The sequence below is a fragment of the Streptomyces caeruleatus genome, from assembly GCF_001514235.1.
GTDB classification, from domain to species: domain Bacteria; phylum Actinomycetota; class Actinomycetes; order Streptomycetales; family Streptomycetaceae; genus Streptomyces; species Streptomyces caeruleatus.
In genome coordinates this window covers 91055-106637 of sequence record NZ_KQ948930.1, presented here as the reverse complement: position 1 = coordinate 106637, position 15583 = coordinate 91055, and the positions used below count along the sequence as shown (strand labels likewise).

The following is a 15583-nucleotide window of genomic DNA, read 5'->3' as shown; positions in this document are numbered from 1 at the left end:
GGTCAGCGGCCGGTGTCGAAGACCTCGTCGCGCGTCGTCGCGAGCGCGCTCTCCAACGCGCCCCGCAGTACGGGGTGTTCACGGACGTCGCCCACGACGAGCCGGGGGCGGGCCGCCGCCAGCTCCTCCAGTTCGTCCTGGACGAGGGCGCGCAGTACCTCGCCGCCGGACGTGAGGGAGGCGCCGCTGAGGACGACCAGTTCCGGGTCGAGGACGGAGACCAGGGAGGCGAGACCGGTGGCCAGCCGGGTCGCGTAGGTCTGGAGGAGCAGCCGGTGCAGGACGGTGTCCTCGGTGGCGGCCCGTTCGACGAGGGTGGCGGCGGCCTCGGCGTACGGCGTCGACGGGATGCTCGACATGCCGAGTTCGCGTGCGAGCCGCGGGATCGCCTGGGAGCCGGCCAGCTCCTGGTAGCCGCCACTGTTGGCTTTGGTTACCTGCCGGACCAGCGGGGTGCCGGGAACCGGCAGGAAACCCACCTCGCCCGCGCCGCCGGTCCAGCCGCGGTGCAGCCGGCCGCCGAGGACCAGGGCGGCGCCGAGGCCCCCCTCGTTCCACAGCAGCACGAAGTCCTCGTGGCCGCGGGCCGCGCCGAGCCGCTGCTCGGCCACCGCCACGAGGTTGACGTCGTTCTCGTACTCGACCGGCATCGGCAGGGCCGCGGCGAGCTCGTCGAGCAGCGCGGGGGTGTGCCAGCCGGGGAGGTGGGAGGCGTAGCGCAGCCGGCCCGTGTTGGGGTCGAAGGCGCCCGGAGTGCCGATGACGAGCCGGTGGACGTCGTCGCGGGCGAGGCCCGCCGCCTTCACCGCGCCGTCGAGGGCGTCGGTGACCTGCCGGAGCACGGGCTGGGCGGGGCGTCTGCCGGGGGTGGGCAGTTCGTACGACCCGACCATGCGGCCCGTGACGTCGGCTACGGCGGCGAGGATGCGTTCAGGGGTGACATCGAGCCCCGCTGCGTACGCGGCGGTCGGATTGACCTCGTACAGCTGGGCGCCCGGGCCGGGGCGGCCCTCCGTGGTGCCGGTCGCCAGGACGAGGCCGGCGGCCTCCAGGCGGGCCAGCAGCTGGGAGGCGGTCGGCTTGGACAGGCCGGTGAGCTTGCCGATCCGCGTGCGGGACAGCGGCCCGTGCTCCAGGAGGAGGTCCAGGGCGGCACGGTCGTTCATGGCGCGCAGGACGCGCGGGGTGCCCGGCGTACCGGCGGTTCCTGCCATGGGATCGACACCTGCCTCTCGGCTGACCAGCTTCTCAGCGATCTACGACGGAAGTCCATCCAGGATCACTGTTAGGAAAGTTTCCTATCTCGATGCCGAGGAACGTAGACCCGAACGGAAGGTGGCGTCAAGAGTGGTCTACACCAGTAATGCGGTCGTTACCCGGCGGCGCTGTGCCGAGGTGCCCTCTCGTGGCGGGGGAGCAGCAGCGGGGTCGCCAGCAGCAGGACGCCGGCCAGGGCGATGGCGGTGCGCGGGCCGGTCAGTGCCGCCAGCAGGCCCCACAGTGCCGTCACGGCCGCGGTCGTCGTCCTGCTGGTGATCGACCAGGCCGACAGGGTGCGCGTGGTCCGGTCCGGCGGGGTCCGTTCGAGGCGGGTGGTGGCCAGCGCCGGGGTGAAGACGCCCATGCAGGTGATCAGGCCGAACTCGACGGCCATCACCAGGAGCAGGCCGGACGTGCCCGGACCGACGAAGGCCAGGCCGACGGGCCAGCAGGCGCGCAGGGTGCCCGTGGTGAGCAGGACACGGCGCCTGCCGTAACGGGCGACCAGGGGCCGGGACAGGCGTGAGCCCAGCAGGCCGCCCAGGCACGGCACGGCGAAGGCGAGACCGTACTGCCAGGGGGTGAAGCCGAGTTGGCCGAGCATGAGGACGGAGAGCAGCGGGGCCGGCGCCATGATCAGGGCGTTGACCGCGAGGGTGTTGAGGAACAGGGGGCGCAGGGTGGGGTGGGTGAGGATGTGCCGCCAGCCTGCCGGGAGGTCGCTCATCCGCAGGCCTGAGGGGGCGGTGGCCGGGGCGGGCTGCGTCCTTGCGGTCTGTTGCCTTTCCTTACCGTCGATCGCGCGGATCCCCAGCGCCGACAGCAGATAGCTGACCGCGTCCGCCAGTACCGTCGCCATCGGGCCGAACACGCCCACCGCGACTCCGCCGAGCGGTGGGCCGAGTGCCGTGGCCGTCCATGTCGTCGCCTCGAAACGGCCGTTCGCCACGAGCAGGTCCTCCGGCGGCACGAGGGACTTCAGATACGCCCCGCTCGCCGCGCCGAACGTGATGTCCGCCGCGGCGACCACCACCGACACCACCAGCAGTTGACCGAGGCCGAGCCCGTCCAGGGCGAACGCGACGGGGATGCTCAGCAGTGCCGCGCACCGGATCAGATCCGCCGCGACCAGCACCGGCCGTTTCTCGCGGAACTCCACCCACGCCCCGAGCGGCACCGCCACCACCGCCCCCACCGCGAGCCCCGAGGCCGCCAGCAGCGCCACCTCGGTCGCCCCGGCGTGCAGCACGAGGACCGCGATCAGCGGGAACGCGTCGAACGCCAGCCGCGTCCCGAACGTACTGACCGCGTACGCCGCCCACAGCCACCCGAACCGCCGCCCCAACGACCGCCCGCCACCCGCCACCTGCCCACCGCCCCGCCCGCCCCGTCCTGCACAACCACGCGTAGACCCAGGCCATCCAAGCCAGCGGGATACGTCCTGATCAAACAACCGAGGGGCAGAGCCCTACAACCGTTGGTTGTGTAAGTGGTGTTCGGCCGGGGTTCGCGGCCCTCGCCTACTTCGTCACGCTGGGCGGCGCCAGCGGTGTCGCCGCCTGGGCCTGGGGCGAGGAGGTGTTGGCGTAGGCCGAAGGGGCCGCCATGCCCGCTGTCGGGTCCGCCGCGGACTCCCCGTCCACCGTGAGGGGAGCGCGGCCGACGATCGGGATGTCAGCGGCGTCGAAGGCACGCTTGACGCGCCAGCGCAGTTCGCGTTCGACGGTCAAGGACTTGCCGGGCATCGTCTTCGCCGAGACCCGTACGACCATCGAGTCCAGCAGCACGCTGTCCAGGCCGAGGACCTCGATCGGGCCCCAGAGGAGCTCGTTCCAGGGCTCCTCCTTGCTCATCTTCTCGGCGACCTCGTCGATGGTGGCCCTGACCTTGTCCAGGTCCTCGGAGGAGCGGACGGTGACGTCGACGCCGGCCGTGGACCAGCCCTGGGAGAGGTTGCCGATGCGCTTGACCTCGCCGTTGCGGACGTACCAGATCTCGCCGTTGTCGCCGCGCAGCTTCGTCACGCGCAGGCCGACCTCGATGACCTCGCCGGAGGCGACGCCGGCGTCGATCGAGTCGCCGACGCCGTACTGGTCCTCCAGGATCATGAAGACGCCGGAGAGGAAGTCGGTGACCAGGTTGCGGGCGCCGAAACCGATGGCCACGCCCGCGACACCGGCGGAGGCGAGCAGCGGGGCCAGGTTGATGTCGAAGGCCGACAGGACCATCAGGGCGGCCGTGCCCATGATCACGAAGCTGGCCACCGAGCGCAGGACCGAGCCGATCGCTTGGGAGCGCTGACGGCGGCGCTCGACGTTGACCAGGAGGCCGCCTATCGCCGTGCCGTCCACCGCCTGCGCGGTGCGGTTCATCCGGTCTATGAGCTTGGTGATCGCCCGTCGGATCGCCACTCTCAGCACCGCCGCGATCACCAGGATCAGCAGGACCTTGAGACCGATCGCGAGCCAGGTCGACCAGTTCTGTTCGACCCAGCTCGCGGCCTGGGTCGCGCTCTCGTGGGCGTCCTGGAGCGAGGGCACCGGCGGGGTCGTCGTCTCCGAGGGGGTTGGCGACGGGGTCGAACCAGCGGCCAGCAGGTCGGCGGGCAAGGACACGGCAGGTACCTCCAGGTGCAGCGGTCCGCCCCACCGGCAGGCGGTCAAGGTCACGAAAAGGTCACCGGCAGGGCAGGCTCACCACACTATCGGGGCATCGTGTGTGGATCGGCGCCATGTTCGAGGGAGGAATCGTGCCCTCCTGGGGATGAACTGGTGGGATGAACAGTTCGTCGTCCTGGGGATGAATCAGATGTGGTCGAAAACACTCCCAGCCCGTTACCGGGACATGGTGGCGCTTTCACCAGGCAAGAGGGGAGACTGACTACAGATCGTCCCGGCGCGAGCCACGCGCCGCCGACGCCCAAGGAGGCATCCGTGCCGCATGTCCTGGTCCTCAACGCGTCGTACGAGCCACTCGGCGTCGTACCGCTCCGCCGCGCGCTCGTCCTCGTCCTGGAGAACAAGGCCGTCTCCTTGGAGGAATCCGGCGCCTTCATGCACAGCGCAACCGTCACAGTCCCCGCACCCAGCGTGGTCCGGCTCAAGCGATTCGTCCGGGTTCCCTATCGGGGGCCCGTTCCTCTTACCCGCAGGGCGCTCTTCGCGCGCGACGGGGGCCGGTGCATGTACTGCGGTGGCGTCGCAACCAGCGTCGACCATGTCATTCCGCGCAGCCGCGGGGGCAAGCACGTCTGGGACAACGTGGTGGCGTCGTGCCGCCGCTGCAACCACGTGAAGGCCGACCGACATCTCTTCGAGATCGGCTGGCGGCTGCGCCACAAACCCGCTCCACCCACCGGTCTCGCCTGGCGCATCATCGGGACCGGACACAGGGACCCGCGCTGGTTGCCGTACTTGGTGCCGTACGGCGCGGAGGACGCCATGGCCCGGATCGACGGCATTTCCGCCTGACGTCCGGGCCTTCGCATACCTGCGTCCTACCTCCGGCGGTCGAGCGGGGGTGCCTGCGGTTTCCTCGGGGCCGTGATCGGTCCGGAGGGTTGGGATCACGGCGTGACGCGGGGTCGACGGCACACATGCCGGCGCAGTCGGGAAGCTGCGCCGGCATCCGTCCTCACGGGGTTTCATGGGTGACCGCCCCGCCCGGACCGCCGCTCTTCCGGGCCTGAGGCCGCCGGTCGGCGCACCGTGCGGCCCGCGACCGTCCGGCCCCGAGGGTCCCCCGTGCCCCCGGGGCCGGACGGTCGCGTGACCGCACGGCCGTTCTCACGCGAGCCGCGGCACGGCTCTCACGCGTACCGCAGCTCCGCCGGGCGGACCGAGCGGTGCAGCAGCGGCAGTGAGGTGGCTGCCGCCAGCAGGCAGCAGGCGTATACCGCGAGGGGCGCCAGCAGGGAGACGTACGGCACGACGTGCACCACGTACTCCCGGGTGAGCGACGCGTACCAGGCGCCGATCGCCATTCCGCCGGCGCCCGCCACCGCGACCGCCGGGGCCAGCGGGAGCGCGGTCTCCAGGAACAGCGCCCTGGCCAGTACGCCGCGCGGCACCCCGGCCGCGTGCTGCGCCGCCAGACCCCGGCGCCGGGTGGCCAGGGACTCGGCGGTGCCGACCGCGAGGGCGGACAGGACGAGCCCGAGGGCGACGAGGATCGCGGCCGCCGTCAGATCGAGGCCCGTCGTATAGAACTCCATGTCCATGCCGAGGTGGTCCACGCGGCTCATGGCGTGCAGTTCGGCGAGCAGCACCTGCCGTACTCCCACGAAACCGGTGCCGATGACCGTCACCAGCAGGACCGCGGCGTGGGTGCGGGCCGCCGCCCACGGGTCGTCGCGCAGCCGTTCCGCCGCGATCAGCAGGGCCGGGCGCTGGGCCCGGGCGGCGAGGGTGCGGCCCAGCAGGCCCGAGGACCAGCCGGTCAGCAGCACCGCCGCGGCGCCGACCACCAGGGTCAGGGCCAGGACGGCCAACGGAACGGGGGAGAGGACGTGGGGCCTGTCGAACAACGGGGTCAGCAGGGCCAGCCCCGCCGACGCGGCGAGCAGCAGGGCCGCCGTCAGGAACGCCCACCCCGGACGCCGGGCGGCCCGCACCCGGCGCACCCAGCCGAGCGGTGACGCCACCACCCGGCGCAACGCCAGCGCGGCCGTCGCCGCGCCCAGCGCCGGTACCGCCAGTGCGACCAGGGCCATCCCCGCCCAGGCGAGCGCGGTCGGACTGGTCCACAGGGACAGCAGCACCGGCACCGCGACCGCGGTGGCGAGCGCCGAGCCCAGCAGACAGGCGAGCCCCGCCTCCAGCCCCGCGATCCGCCGCACCTGCCACGGAGTGGCCCCGGCCAGTCGCAGCGCCGCGAGCCGCCGGTCGCGGTGGACGGCGCCGATACGCGCGGTCTGGCCGAGGAACCCGAGCACCGGAATGAGCAGCAGCGCCAGGCTGAAGACCACCCCGGCGCGCTGGCGGGGATCGTCCAGCAAGCCGTCCGCGAACGGCATGGCGACATAGCCGTCGAGCGAGGCCAGCGCGACGCCCGCCAGCGCGAGCCCGGTCGCGAGCGCCGCCCCGACCGCGGTGAGCCCGACCCGCCACCACTCGCGCCGGTCCGATCCCCGGGTCAGCTGCCACGCCAGCCGCAGATCGGCCCTCACGCGGCCACCTCCAGCGGCGCCACGGTCCCGTCGGCCAGCCGCACCTCGCGGTCCGCGTACGCCGCCACCTGGGCGTCATGCGTGATCAGCAGCACGGCCGTGCCCGACTCGCGGGCCGTGTGCGTCAGGGCCGTCATCACCTGCTCGCTCGCCAGCGAGTCCAGCGCCCCGGTCGGCTCGTCGGCGAAGACCACCTTCGGGCCGGTGACCAGCGCCCGGGCCAGGGCCGCCCGCTGGGCCTGGCCGCCGCTCATCTCGCCGGGCCGCAGCTCACCCTGCCCGCGCACCCCGAACCGCTCCAGCCACTCGCCGGCCCGCTCGCGCGCCTCCTGCCGGCGGACACCCGCGAGCAGCAGCGGCAGGGCGGCGTTGTCCAGAGCGGTCAGCTCGGGTATCAGCTGCCCGAACTGGAAGACCACGCCGAACTCCGTACGCCGCAGCTCGCTCAGCCGCTTCTCCGGCAGCCGGTCCAGCCGCTCCCCGGCGTACGTCACCGAGCCGGTGTCGGGGCGGACGATGCCGGCGAGGCAGTGCAGCAGCGTGGACTTCCCGCTGCCGCTGGCGCCGGTGACCGCGAGGATCTCGCCCTCCCGCAGCTCGACGGAGGCGCCGTGCAGGGCCTCGGTCCTGCCGTGCGCCTTGACGAGGTCACGGGCCGCCAGCAGCGGCACCGTGCTTCCCTCTGTGTTGCTCATCCTGCGTCGACCTCCGCGGTCAGGGTGGTGAGCCGGGCCGCCGTGGTCGTCATCCAACGGAGGTCGGCGTCGAGGTGGTTGAGGGCGTAGTCCGCCGAGAGCACGGTCGCGAGATCGGTGCCCCGCGCGGTCTTGACCGCCGTGAGCTCCCGCATCCGCGCCATGTGGGCTGCGCGCTGGGCGCGCAGATAGGCCTCGGCGTCGCCGCCGGACAGGATCGACACGACGACCTTGGCGAAGATCTCGTTCGTCACGAACGGCGCGGGCGGCGCGATCTGCCCGGCCCACTCGGCCAGTTCGCGCGCCCCGTCCTCCGTCGAGCGGTACGTGGTCCGCTCCGGGCCGCCGTCCGAGTCGGTGCCGTCGACTTCGGCGAGTCCGTCGCGGACCAGCCGCTGCAAGGTCGTGTAGACCTGCCCGTAGGCCAGCGGCCGGGCCTGCGGGAAGCGTTCGTCGTGCCGTCGCTTGAGGTCGTAGCCATGGCTCGGCCCCGTGGCGAGCAGCCCCAACAGGATGTGGCGGGTGCTCATGCCGATCATTATTAACCGAGTACATGTACTGAGTGAATAGTGATCAGGAAAATGATCTGACAGGAGCGCCCCGGGCGACAGGATGTGCGGAACAGAATGTGAGGAGAGGCACGTTGTTCGTCTCTGTACGTCTGCCGTCGCGTCCACTGGGTAGGGCTGGCGGTAACCCCACGTCGTACTCGACAAGGAGGCCCACCGTGGCCACAGCATCGGCCCTGTCCAAACCTGAGGCGCCCATCGAGCCCGAGATGCACGCCTGCGTCTTCAGCGCCGAGGGCGCCTGCTTCGAGACCCCCCTCACCAGCGAACCTCCCCTCCCCGACGCCGAGCCCCTCACCAGCGAGCCGCCGCTCTCCGACGCCGCGCCGCTGACGAGCGAGGCCGCGAGCTGGGACATGGGCACGGACCTGGGTATGGACACCGGTATGGACTTGGACATGTACTCCACGAGGCCGTAGATGACAGGACAGCGGTCGGCCGAAGCCCCTGCCGAGGACCCGCCGGGTCCCGAAGGTCCCCCCTCCGACGCCCTGTCGCTCCTCGCCGAGCTGCACGGCGTCGCCACCTCCTACCAGCCGTCCGCCGACCGCACGGTCACGGCCTCCGCCGCCGCCCTCACCCTCGCCCTGACCGCCCTCGGCATCGACACCAGCACCCCCGATGCCGTCGGCGCCGCGCTCGCCGCCCGCGAGCGCGAACTGGGCGAGCGGCTGCTGCCGCCGACGCTGGTGTGCTGGAGCGGCGCCGGACCCGAGGCACTCGACGCCCTGCCCTCCGGCACCCGGCTGCGCATCGAGACCGAACAGGGCGAGACCCGCGACGACGCCCGCCAACTCCCGCCCGGCGTCCACCGCCTGACCGCCACCACCCCCGACGGCCGTACGGCGACCAGCCACCTGGTCGTCGCCCCGCCCCGCCTGCCCACCCCCACCGGACGCTCGTACGGCCTGCTCGTCCAGCTCTACTCCCTGCTGTCCCGCCGCTCCTGGGGCATGGGCGACCTCGGCGACCTCGCCGAACTGGCCGCCTGGGCCGGCCGCTCCCTCGGCGCCGGATTCGTGCAGGTCAACCCGCTGCACGCGGCTGTACCCGGAGCGCCCACCGACCCGTCCCCCTACCGCCCCTCCTCCCGCCGCTTCCCCGACCCGGTGCATCTGCGGGTCGAGGACGTCCCCGAGTTCGCGTACGTCGAGGACCGCGAGCGCGTGCGCGCCCTGCTGGAGCGGGCCGGGCGGCTGCGGGAAGCGGTGCTGGAGAAGGGGGAGTTGATCGACCGGGACGCCGTCTGGGAAGCCAAGCGAGAAGCGCTGGAACTGGTGCGCGAGGTGCCGCTCGGGCCGGGGCGACGGGCCGCCTACGTCGACTTCCTCGCACGGGAGGGCCGGGCGCTGGAGGACCACGCCACCTGGTGTGCGCTGGCCGAGGCGCACGGCTCGGACTGGCAGCGGTGGCCCGCTGGGCTACGGGACCCACGGTCGCCGGAAACCGCCCGCGCGCGGGGCGAGTTGATGGACCGCGTCGACTTCCACTGCCGGCTCGCCTGGCTCACCGACACCCAGCTGACCACCGCCCAGCGGGTCGCGCGGGAGGCGGGGATGCCGGTCGGGATCGTCCACGACCTGGCGGTCGGCGTGCACCCCGCAGGCGCGGACGCCTGGGCACAGCAGGAGTACTTCGCGGCCGGGATGTCGGTCGGGGCACCCCCGGACGCCTTCAACGCGCGCGGCCAGGACTGGGGCCTGCCGCCCTGGCGCCCGGACCGGCTCGCCGAGTCGGGCTACGAGCCGTATCGCCGCCTCCTCAGAGCGCTCTTCCGGTACGCGGGCGCGCTGCGCATCGACCATGTGATGGGGCTGTTCCGGCTGTGGTGGGTGCCGCAGGGGCATCCGCCCACGGAGGGCACGTACGTCCGCTACGACGCCGAGGCCATGCTCGCGATCCTGGTGCTGGAGGCCTCCCGGGCCGGCGCGCTGGTGATCGGGGAGGACCTCGGCACGGTGGAGCCGGGCGTGCGGGAGACGCTGCGCTCGCGCGGTGTGCTCGGCACCTCCGTGCTCTGGTTCGAACGGGACTGGGACGGCGACGGCCGCCCCCTGCCACCGGACGCCTGGCGGTCCGACTGCCTCGCCACCGCGACCACCCACGACCTGCCGTCCACCGCCGCCCGCCTCACCGGCGACCACGTCGAACTCCGCCACGGCCTCGGCCTGTTGACCCGCCCCCTGGAGCAGGAGCGCGCCGAAGCCGCGGCGGACACCGGTGAGTGGCTGGAGCTGCTGTCCCGGCTCGGGCTGCTGCGGGGCACCCACGGCGGACACTGCGTATCGGAGGAGGAGGCGAAGATCCAGGCCGTCCACCGCTTCCTGCTGAGCACCCCCGCCCGCATGGTCGGCGTCTGGCTCCCGGACGGCGTGGGCGACCGCCGCCCGCAGAACCTGCCGGGGACCTGGGACCAGTACCCGAACTGGCGGCTGCCCATCGCGGACGCGGAGGGCAAGGCGGTGACGCTGGAGGAACTGGCCGGGTCGGCACGGGTGCGGGCGCTGGCGGAGGTGCTGCGGGCCGGGCGCGCCGGACCCGCCTGACGGCGGCCCGTCCGACGGTGGCCGGCGTGCGCGCCGCGCGGACCACGTCGCATACGGCACCCCGGGCGCGCGGCCTCCCGTGGGGTTCGGTACTTTTGGCCCCGTGGACAAGAAGAACGCCCTGCGCGCCGGCGCCCTGGCTGCCGGTACGACGCTGATGATGCTGCTCATGTCGTCCCCCGCGCTCGCGCTCACGCGTGACGACGGCGACGACCCCGGCCAGGGCCTGAGCGTCATGGAGACGCTGGGCCAGTTCGTCTTGGCCCCGCTCGTGCTGTTCGCGGTCATCGCGGGCCTCGTGATGGTCCTGGACCGCTCCTCGGACCGCCAGCCGAAGGCAAAGGCCAAGGCGAAGGCCTGACCAGGGCTTCCGCCCGACCCGGCTGTCCCCGGCTGTACCCCGGTTTTCCCGAGGGCGCCGACCCCGTCCTACGTACGCGCATCCGCCGCACGTCGACGAGGTCCGCGCCCTCGACGTGTTTCTCCGCCGGGTGAGGCCTGCTCCCGGTGAGGCCCACTCCCGGTGAGGCCTACGCCGGGTAGGGCGCGGTCAGATACCGCTGCACCGTGGGCGCCAGCCACGCCACGATCTCCTCGGGGGCCAGCGCCACGGCGGGCGGAAAGCGCAGGACGTAGCGCGTCAGGGCCAGTCCGAGCAACTGCGACGAGGCCAGCGCGGCCCGCGCCGGAGCCTGCTCCGGGTCGGGGCACACCCGCCGGGCGACCGGCAGCAACTGGTCCGCGAAGATGCCTTGCATGCGCTCGGCCCCGGCCTGGTTGGTCGCACCGACCCTGAGCAGGGCCGTGAGCACCTCGTTCTTCTCCCACATGTCCACGAAGTGGGTCACGAGCGTCCGTCCGGCGTCGTCCCGGGACAGGGACGCCGGGTCCGGCAGCTTCAGGTCGATCGAGACGGCCGCCGCGAACAGGCCCTCCTTGTTGCCGTAGTACCGCATCACCATCGACGGGTCGATGTTCGCGTGCTTGGCGATGGCGCGGATGGTGGCGCGCTCGTAGCCGTCGGCCGCGAAGCGCTCGCGGGCCGCGTCGAGGATCGCCGTGCGGGTGACGTCGGAACGGCGGGGGGTGGAGGACAGGCTTGAGGTCATTTCAACAACCGTAGGCCAACAAGTGTGGGCCAACAAGCGTTGACAGGTATGAGGTGCGGCTCTAGGTTGACCAACAAGCGTTGACCAACAAACGTTGGCAAACATGCGTTGGCAAACATGCGTTGGCACTCAGGAGGCCACCATGAACGGCACTGGCACTGGCACCAACCACCCCATCCCCGCCCCCGCCCCTGCCCCCGTCCTGGTCGTCGGCTCCGGCCCCACCGGCCTCCTCCTGGCCGGTGACCTCGCCGCCGCCGGAGTCCCGGTCACCCTCGTCGAGAAGCGCCCTCGCGAGATCAGCAACCTCTCCCGCGCCTTCGGAGTGCACGCCCGCACGCTGGAGCAGCTCGACGCCCGCGGTCTCGCCGACCAGCTGCTCGCCACCGGCAGCACCATCACCGAACTGCGCCTCTTCCGCCGGCTCTCCCTCGACCTGGGCACGCTGCCGTCCCGTTTCCCGTTCCTGCTCATCACCCCGCAGTACGAGGTCGAGCGGCTGCTGGAGCGGCGGGCGCGCGAGCTCGGCGTCGAGTTCCGCTTCGAGAGCGAGGTCGTCGGGCTGCGCCAGGACGACAGCGGGGTCGATCTCGACGTCCGCGGCCCGGACGGGGCGGTCGTCACGCACCGCGCGGCCTACGTCGTCGGCGCGGACGGCCACCGCAGCGCCGTACGCCGTGCCGTCGGCCTGCCCTTCCCCGGCGTCTCCGTCATCAGGTCCCTGTTCCTGGCGGACGTACGGCTCGCCGAGCGGCCGGACAGCGTGCTCACCGTCAACGGCGCGGGCGACGCCTTCGCGATGATCGCGTCCTTCGGTGACGGCTGGTACCGCGTCATGGGCTGGAACCGCCGTCACGAGGCCCCCGACGACGCCCCGCTCGACCTCGACGAGGTCAGGGAGGTCACCCGGCGCGCCCTGGGCACCGACTACGGCATGCACGACGCCCGCTGGCTCTCCCGCTTCCACAGCGACGAGCGCCAGGCGCCCGAGTACCGGGTCGGGCGGGTCTTCCTCGCCGGCGACGCCGCGCACGTCCACTCACCGGCCGGCGGGCAGGGCATGAACACCGGACTCCAGGACGCGGCCAACCTCGGTTGGAAGCTCGCCGCCGTCAGCAAGGGGCGGGCGCCCGAGAGCCTCCTGGACAGCTATCAGGCCGAGCGCCATCCGGTCGGCCGGGCGGTGCTGCGCAGCAGTGGCGGAATGGTCCGGCTGGCGCGGGCGCGGAACCCGGTCCTGCGTGCCGTACGCGCCCTCGTGTCCACCTTCGTCAACGCGGCGCGGCCCGCCCAGGTGAAGGCCCTGGCCCAGATCTCGGGCATCGGCTACCGGTACGCCGCCCCGCGCGGCTCCCACCGCCTGGTCGGCACCCGGGTCCCGGACGTCGCGCTGGAGAGCGGCCGGCTGTACGAGGCCCTGCGGGGCGGGCGGTTCGTGCTGATCACCGCGAAGGGCGTGGCAGCGCCCGCGGACCAGGGCCCCCGCAAGGACCGGCTGACGGTGGAACGCTGGGCGAGCGACCGCCGTACGACCGTGCTGGTGCGGCCTGACGGGTACGTGGCGTGGGCGACGGAAGGGGCGGACGCGGCGGACGCGCGGTTCGTCGAGGCGGCGCTCGCCGAGCAGGTGGGCTGAGCGCGTCTCCGCTGCCGGGCTGCCGGGCTGCCCGGCGTCCGGGCCCCGGCGGCCGGACTACCGGGATTCGGGCGTCCCCGCGAGCAACTCCCGCAACAGGTCGGCCAGTCGGTCGGCCTGTTCGGTGTCGAGGGTGGACAGGGCCTCGGTCTGGGCGGCGAGTCCGGCGCCGACCGCCTCGTCGATGAGCTGCAACCCCTTCTCGGTGAGGGTGACCTGCAGACCGCGGCGGTCGTGCGGGTCGGGGGAGCGGCGCAGCAGGCCGGCCCGTTCCAGCTTGTCGAGGCGGCCGGTCATGCCTCCGGTGGTGAGCATCAGTGTCGCCGACAGCTGGCGGGGTGAGAGCGTGTGCGGCTCGCCGGCGCGGCGCAGGGTCGCCAGGACGTCGAACTCGCCGCGCGAGATGCCATAGGGCGCGTACGCCTTCTCCATGCGGTCGCCCATCGTGCGCGAGAGGCGGAAGATCCGCCCGAAGACCTCCATCGCCTTGGTGTCGAGGTCGGGTCGCACGGCCGCCCACTGGTCGATGATCGCGTCGACGGGGTCGCTGGGCTGCGGGCGTTCGCTCATGGTGCCGAGTATCGGTCGTCGGACGCTCGGCCGCAAGAAAGTGGATTGATGGAAAGTGGCTTGACTGAAAGTAGCTTGCGACTAAGCTACTTTCCATCGATCTACTTTGAAGGGTGTGTGCCGAGCCATGGGTGCACTGATACTCCTCACCGCGCTCGCCCCCGTCTCCTGGGGCACGACCTACGCGGTCGCCACCGAGTTCCTGCCGCCCGACCGCCCCCTGTTCACCGCCCTGGTGCGCGCCCTCCCCGCGGGCCTGCTGCTGCTCGCCCTCGCCCGGGTGCGCCCGCGCGGCGCCTGGTGGTGGAAGTCGGCGGTGCTCGGTGCGCTGAACATCGGCGCGTTCTTCCCGCTGCTGTTCCTGTCCGCGTACCGGCTGCCGGGCGGCATGGCGGCGGTCGTGGGCTCGGTCGGGCCGCTGTTCGTGGCGGGGCTCGCGGCGCTGCTGCTGGGGGAGCGGCCGACCGTACGGACGCTGCTCACCGCCGTCGTCGCCGCGTTCGGCGTCAGCCTGGTCGTGCTGAAGGCGGCCGGTGCCCTGGACGGGCTGGGCGTCCTCGCGGCGCTCGCCTCCACCGCCTCGATGTCCACGGGTACGGTCCTGACCAAGCGCTGGGGGCGCCCGGACGGTGTCGGCCCCCTCGCCCTCACCGGGTGGCAGCTCACGGCCGGCGGCCTGCTCATCGCGCCCTTCGCGGTGCTGGTCGAGGGCGCGCCGCCCGCGCTCGACGCCCCGGCGGTCGGCGGCTACCTCTACCTGGCACTGGCCAACACGGCCCTCGCGTACTGGCTCTGGTTCCGCGGCATCGGTCGCCTCACCGCCACGCAGGTCACGTTCCTCGGACCGCTGTCCCCGCTGACCGCCGCGGTCGTCGGCTGGGCGGCGCTAGGGCAGGCGCTGACGCCGGTTCAGATGGCGGGGATGGTGCTCGCGTTCGGGGCGACGGTGGTGGGACAGATCGGGGCCGGGCGCCGTGTGGCCCGGCGGGTCACTGCCGGGGAATCGTTCAGTTCTTCTGAAATGAAGCGTCGAAAAGATTCGATGGACGTGACAGGTGCGGCACTGCGACGGTAGATCGAGTCCGATCACCGCCGTCAGCGAAGGAATCTCCGTGACCGTCGTCCTCCCCAGGACACCAAGCCCGACCCTCCTCCCCGGAACGGCCGCACTCGGCATCGCGCTGGCCGCCCTCGCGACCGTCGTCTGGTCCGGCAGCTTCGTCACCTCCCGGGCGCTGCACGACAGCGTGCCGCCGGTGCAGCAGGCGTTCTGGAGATGGCTGGTGGCGCTGGTCGCGGTGGCGCCCTTCGGGGCCCGGCAGGCCTGGCGGCAGCGCGCGGCGATCCGCGCTCACCTCGGCTTCGTACTCCTCGCCTCGCTCCTCGGCGTCACCGCCTACAACACCCTGGTCAACCAGGCCGGGTTGACCACGCCGGCCGCCAACATGGGCATGATCATGGCCGCTTCGCCGGTGCTGATGGCCGTGTTCGAGCGGGCTTCGGGGGTACGGCTGGGCGTGCGCCGGGTCGTGGGACTGCTGGTGGCCTGCGCGGGCGTCGTGCTGCTGATCGGCAGTGGCGCGGGCGGGGCCGGCTTCGCGGCCGGGGACCTGTGGATGGTGGCGGCGGCCTGCTGCTTCGGTTCGTACAGCGGGCTGCTGCGGCGCAGACCTGCCGAACTGGGCGGCACCGCCTTCCTGTTCACCACGTTCCTGGTGGGTACGGTCCTGCTGCTGCCCGCGCAGGCGGTGAGCGTGGCGGTGCAGGGCGGCTTCGAGCCGACGCCCGGGACGGTCCTGCCGATCCTCTACGTCGGACTCGCCTCCTCCGCCGTCGCCTTCTTCGCCTGGAACCGGGCCGTCGCGCTGGTCGGCCCCAGCCGCGCCGGGGTCGTCTACTACCTGCAGCCGGTGTGCGTGTCGCTGCTGTCCTGGGCGCTCCTGGGGGAGACGACCGGCTGGACCCAGTTGCTGTGCATGACGCTGATCCTCGGCGGGGTCGTCCTCGGTGCGACGGCGCGGCGGTGACGTA

15 protein-coding genes are annotated in these 15583 nt (G+C 72.7%); 7 read left to right on the top strand and 8 right to left on the bottom strand.

Annotated features, from left to right (window positions below):
- Positions 1–2: 2 nt before the first annotated feature.
- The 3 genes from AQJ67_RS21585 to AQJ67_RS21575 form a co-directional block, all read right to left on the bottom strand.
- Positions 3–1214, bottom strand: coding sequence for an ROK family transcriptional regulator (locus AQJ67_RS21585; protein WP_062720700.1), 1212 nt, complete (start codon positions 1212–1214; stop codon positions 3–5).
- Positions 1215–1372: 158 nt separating this feature from the next.
- Complete coding sequence (locus AQJ67_RS21580) at positions 1373–2626, bottom strand: MFS transporter (RefSeq protein WP_062720699.1); 1254 nt, start codon at positions 2624–2626, stop codon at positions 1373–1375.
- A gap of 154 nt (positions 2627–2780) precedes the next feature.
- The gene (locus AQJ67_RS21575; RefSeq protein WP_062720698.1) at positions 2781–3875 is read right to left on the bottom strand and encodes a mechanosensitive ion channel family protein; all 1095 of its coding nucleotides are present in this window, start codon (positions 3873–3875) and stop codon (positions 2781–2783) included.
- Positions 3876–4193: 318 nt separating this feature from the next.
- On the opposite strand from AQJ67_RS21575, the gene AQJ67_RS21570 reads away from it, so the two are divergent.
- Positions 4194–4730, top strand: coding sequence for an HNH endonuclease (locus AQJ67_RS21570; RefSeq protein ID WP_062720697.1), 537 nt, complete (start codon positions 4194–4196; stop codon positions 4728–4730).
- Positions 4731–5068: 338 nt separating this feature from the next.
- Here the strand turns inward: AQJ67_RS21570 and AQJ67_RS21565 are convergent, their stop codons facing one another.
- From AQJ67_RS21565 to AQJ67_RS21555, 3 genes are read right to left on the bottom strand one after another with little or no spacing between them, the layout of a single operon-like run.
- Entirely contained in the window at positions 5069–6427 is a 1359-nt protein-coding gene (locus AQJ67_RS21565; RefSeq protein ID WP_062720696.1) for an FtsX-like permease family protein, read from the bottom strand.
- Positions 6424–7122: an ABC transporter ATP-binding protein gene (locus tag AQJ67_RS21560; protein WP_062720695.1), complete on the bottom strand. Its 699-nt coding sequence runs from the start codon at positions 7120–7122 to the stop codon at positions 6424–6426. Before AQJ67_RS21560 ends, AQJ67_RS21565 begins: the two co-directional genes overlap by 4 nt.
- Positions 7119–7652: a PadR family transcriptional regulator gene (locus tag AQJ67_RS21555; protein ID WP_062721048.1), complete on the bottom strand. Its 534-nt coding sequence runs from the start codon at positions 7650–7652 to the stop codon at positions 7119–7121. The genes AQJ67_RS21560 and AQJ67_RS21555 overlap by 4 nt, the downstream gene beginning before the upstream one ends.
- A gap of 197 nt (positions 7653–7849) precedes the next feature.
- Between AQJ67_RS21555 and AQJ67_RS21550 the strand changes: the two genes are divergently transcribed.
- The 3 genes from AQJ67_RS21550 to AQJ67_RS21540 all read left to right on the top strand — a co-directional run bounded on the left by AQJ67_RS21550 (position 7850) and on the right by AQJ67_RS21540 (position 10598).
- Positions 7850–8110 (top strand): hypothetical protein, encoded by a 261-nt coding sequence (locus AQJ67_RS21550; protein WP_062720694.1) that lies wholly within the window; start codon positions 7850–7852, stop codon positions 8108–8110.
- Positions 8111–10237 (top strand): 4-alpha-glucanotransferase, encoded by a 2127-nt coding sequence (gene malQ, locus AQJ67_RS21545; RefSeq protein WP_062720693.1) that lies wholly within the window; start codon positions 8111–8113, stop codon positions 10235–10237.
- Positions 10238–10340: 103 nt separating this feature from the next.
- Positions 10341–10598: a hypothetical protein gene (locus AQJ67_RS21540; protein WP_062720692.1), complete on the top strand. Its 258-nt coding sequence runs from the start codon at positions 10341–10343 to the stop codon at positions 10596–10598.
- 169 nt (positions 10599–10767) lie between these two features.
- On the opposite strand, the gene AQJ67_RS21535 is transcribed toward AQJ67_RS21540, so the two are convergent.
- Positions 10768–11346, bottom strand: coding sequence for a TetR/AcrR family transcriptional regulator (locus tag AQJ67_RS21535; protein WP_062720691.1), 579 nt, complete (start codon positions 11344–11346; stop codon positions 10768–10770).
- 142 nt (positions 11347–11488) lie between these two features.
- Here AQJ67_RS21535 and AQJ67_RS21530 point away from each other — a divergent pair, with 142 nt between their 5' ends.
- Positions 11489–12982: an FAD-dependent monooxygenase gene (locus tag AQJ67_RS21530; protein WP_062720690.1), complete on the top strand. Its 1494-nt coding sequence runs from the start codon at positions 11489–11491 to the stop codon at positions 12980–12982.
- A 57-nt stretch (positions 12983–13039) separates the two neighbouring features.
- On the opposite strand, the gene AQJ67_RS21525 is transcribed toward AQJ67_RS21530, so the two are convergent.
- Positions 13040–13552 (bottom strand): MarR family winged helix-turn-helix transcriptional regulator, encoded by a 513-nt coding sequence (locus AQJ67_RS21525; protein ID WP_062720689.1) that lies wholly within the window; start codon positions 13550–13552, stop codon positions 13040–13042.
- Positions 13553–13679: 127 nt separating this feature from the next.
- On the opposite strand from AQJ67_RS21525, the gene AQJ67_RS21520 reads away from it, so the two are divergent.
- Positions 13680–14627: an EamA family transporter gene (locus AQJ67_RS21520; RefSeq protein ID WP_062720688.1), complete on the top strand. Its 948-nt coding sequence runs from the start codon at positions 13680–13682 to the stop codon at positions 14625–14627.
- Positions 14628–14664: 37 nt separating this feature from the next.
- Entirely contained in the window at positions 14665–15579 is a 915-nt protein-coding gene (locus AQJ67_RS21515; RefSeq protein ID WP_062720687.1) for a DMT family transporter, read from the top strand.
- Positions 15580–15583 lie beyond the last annotated feature (4 nt).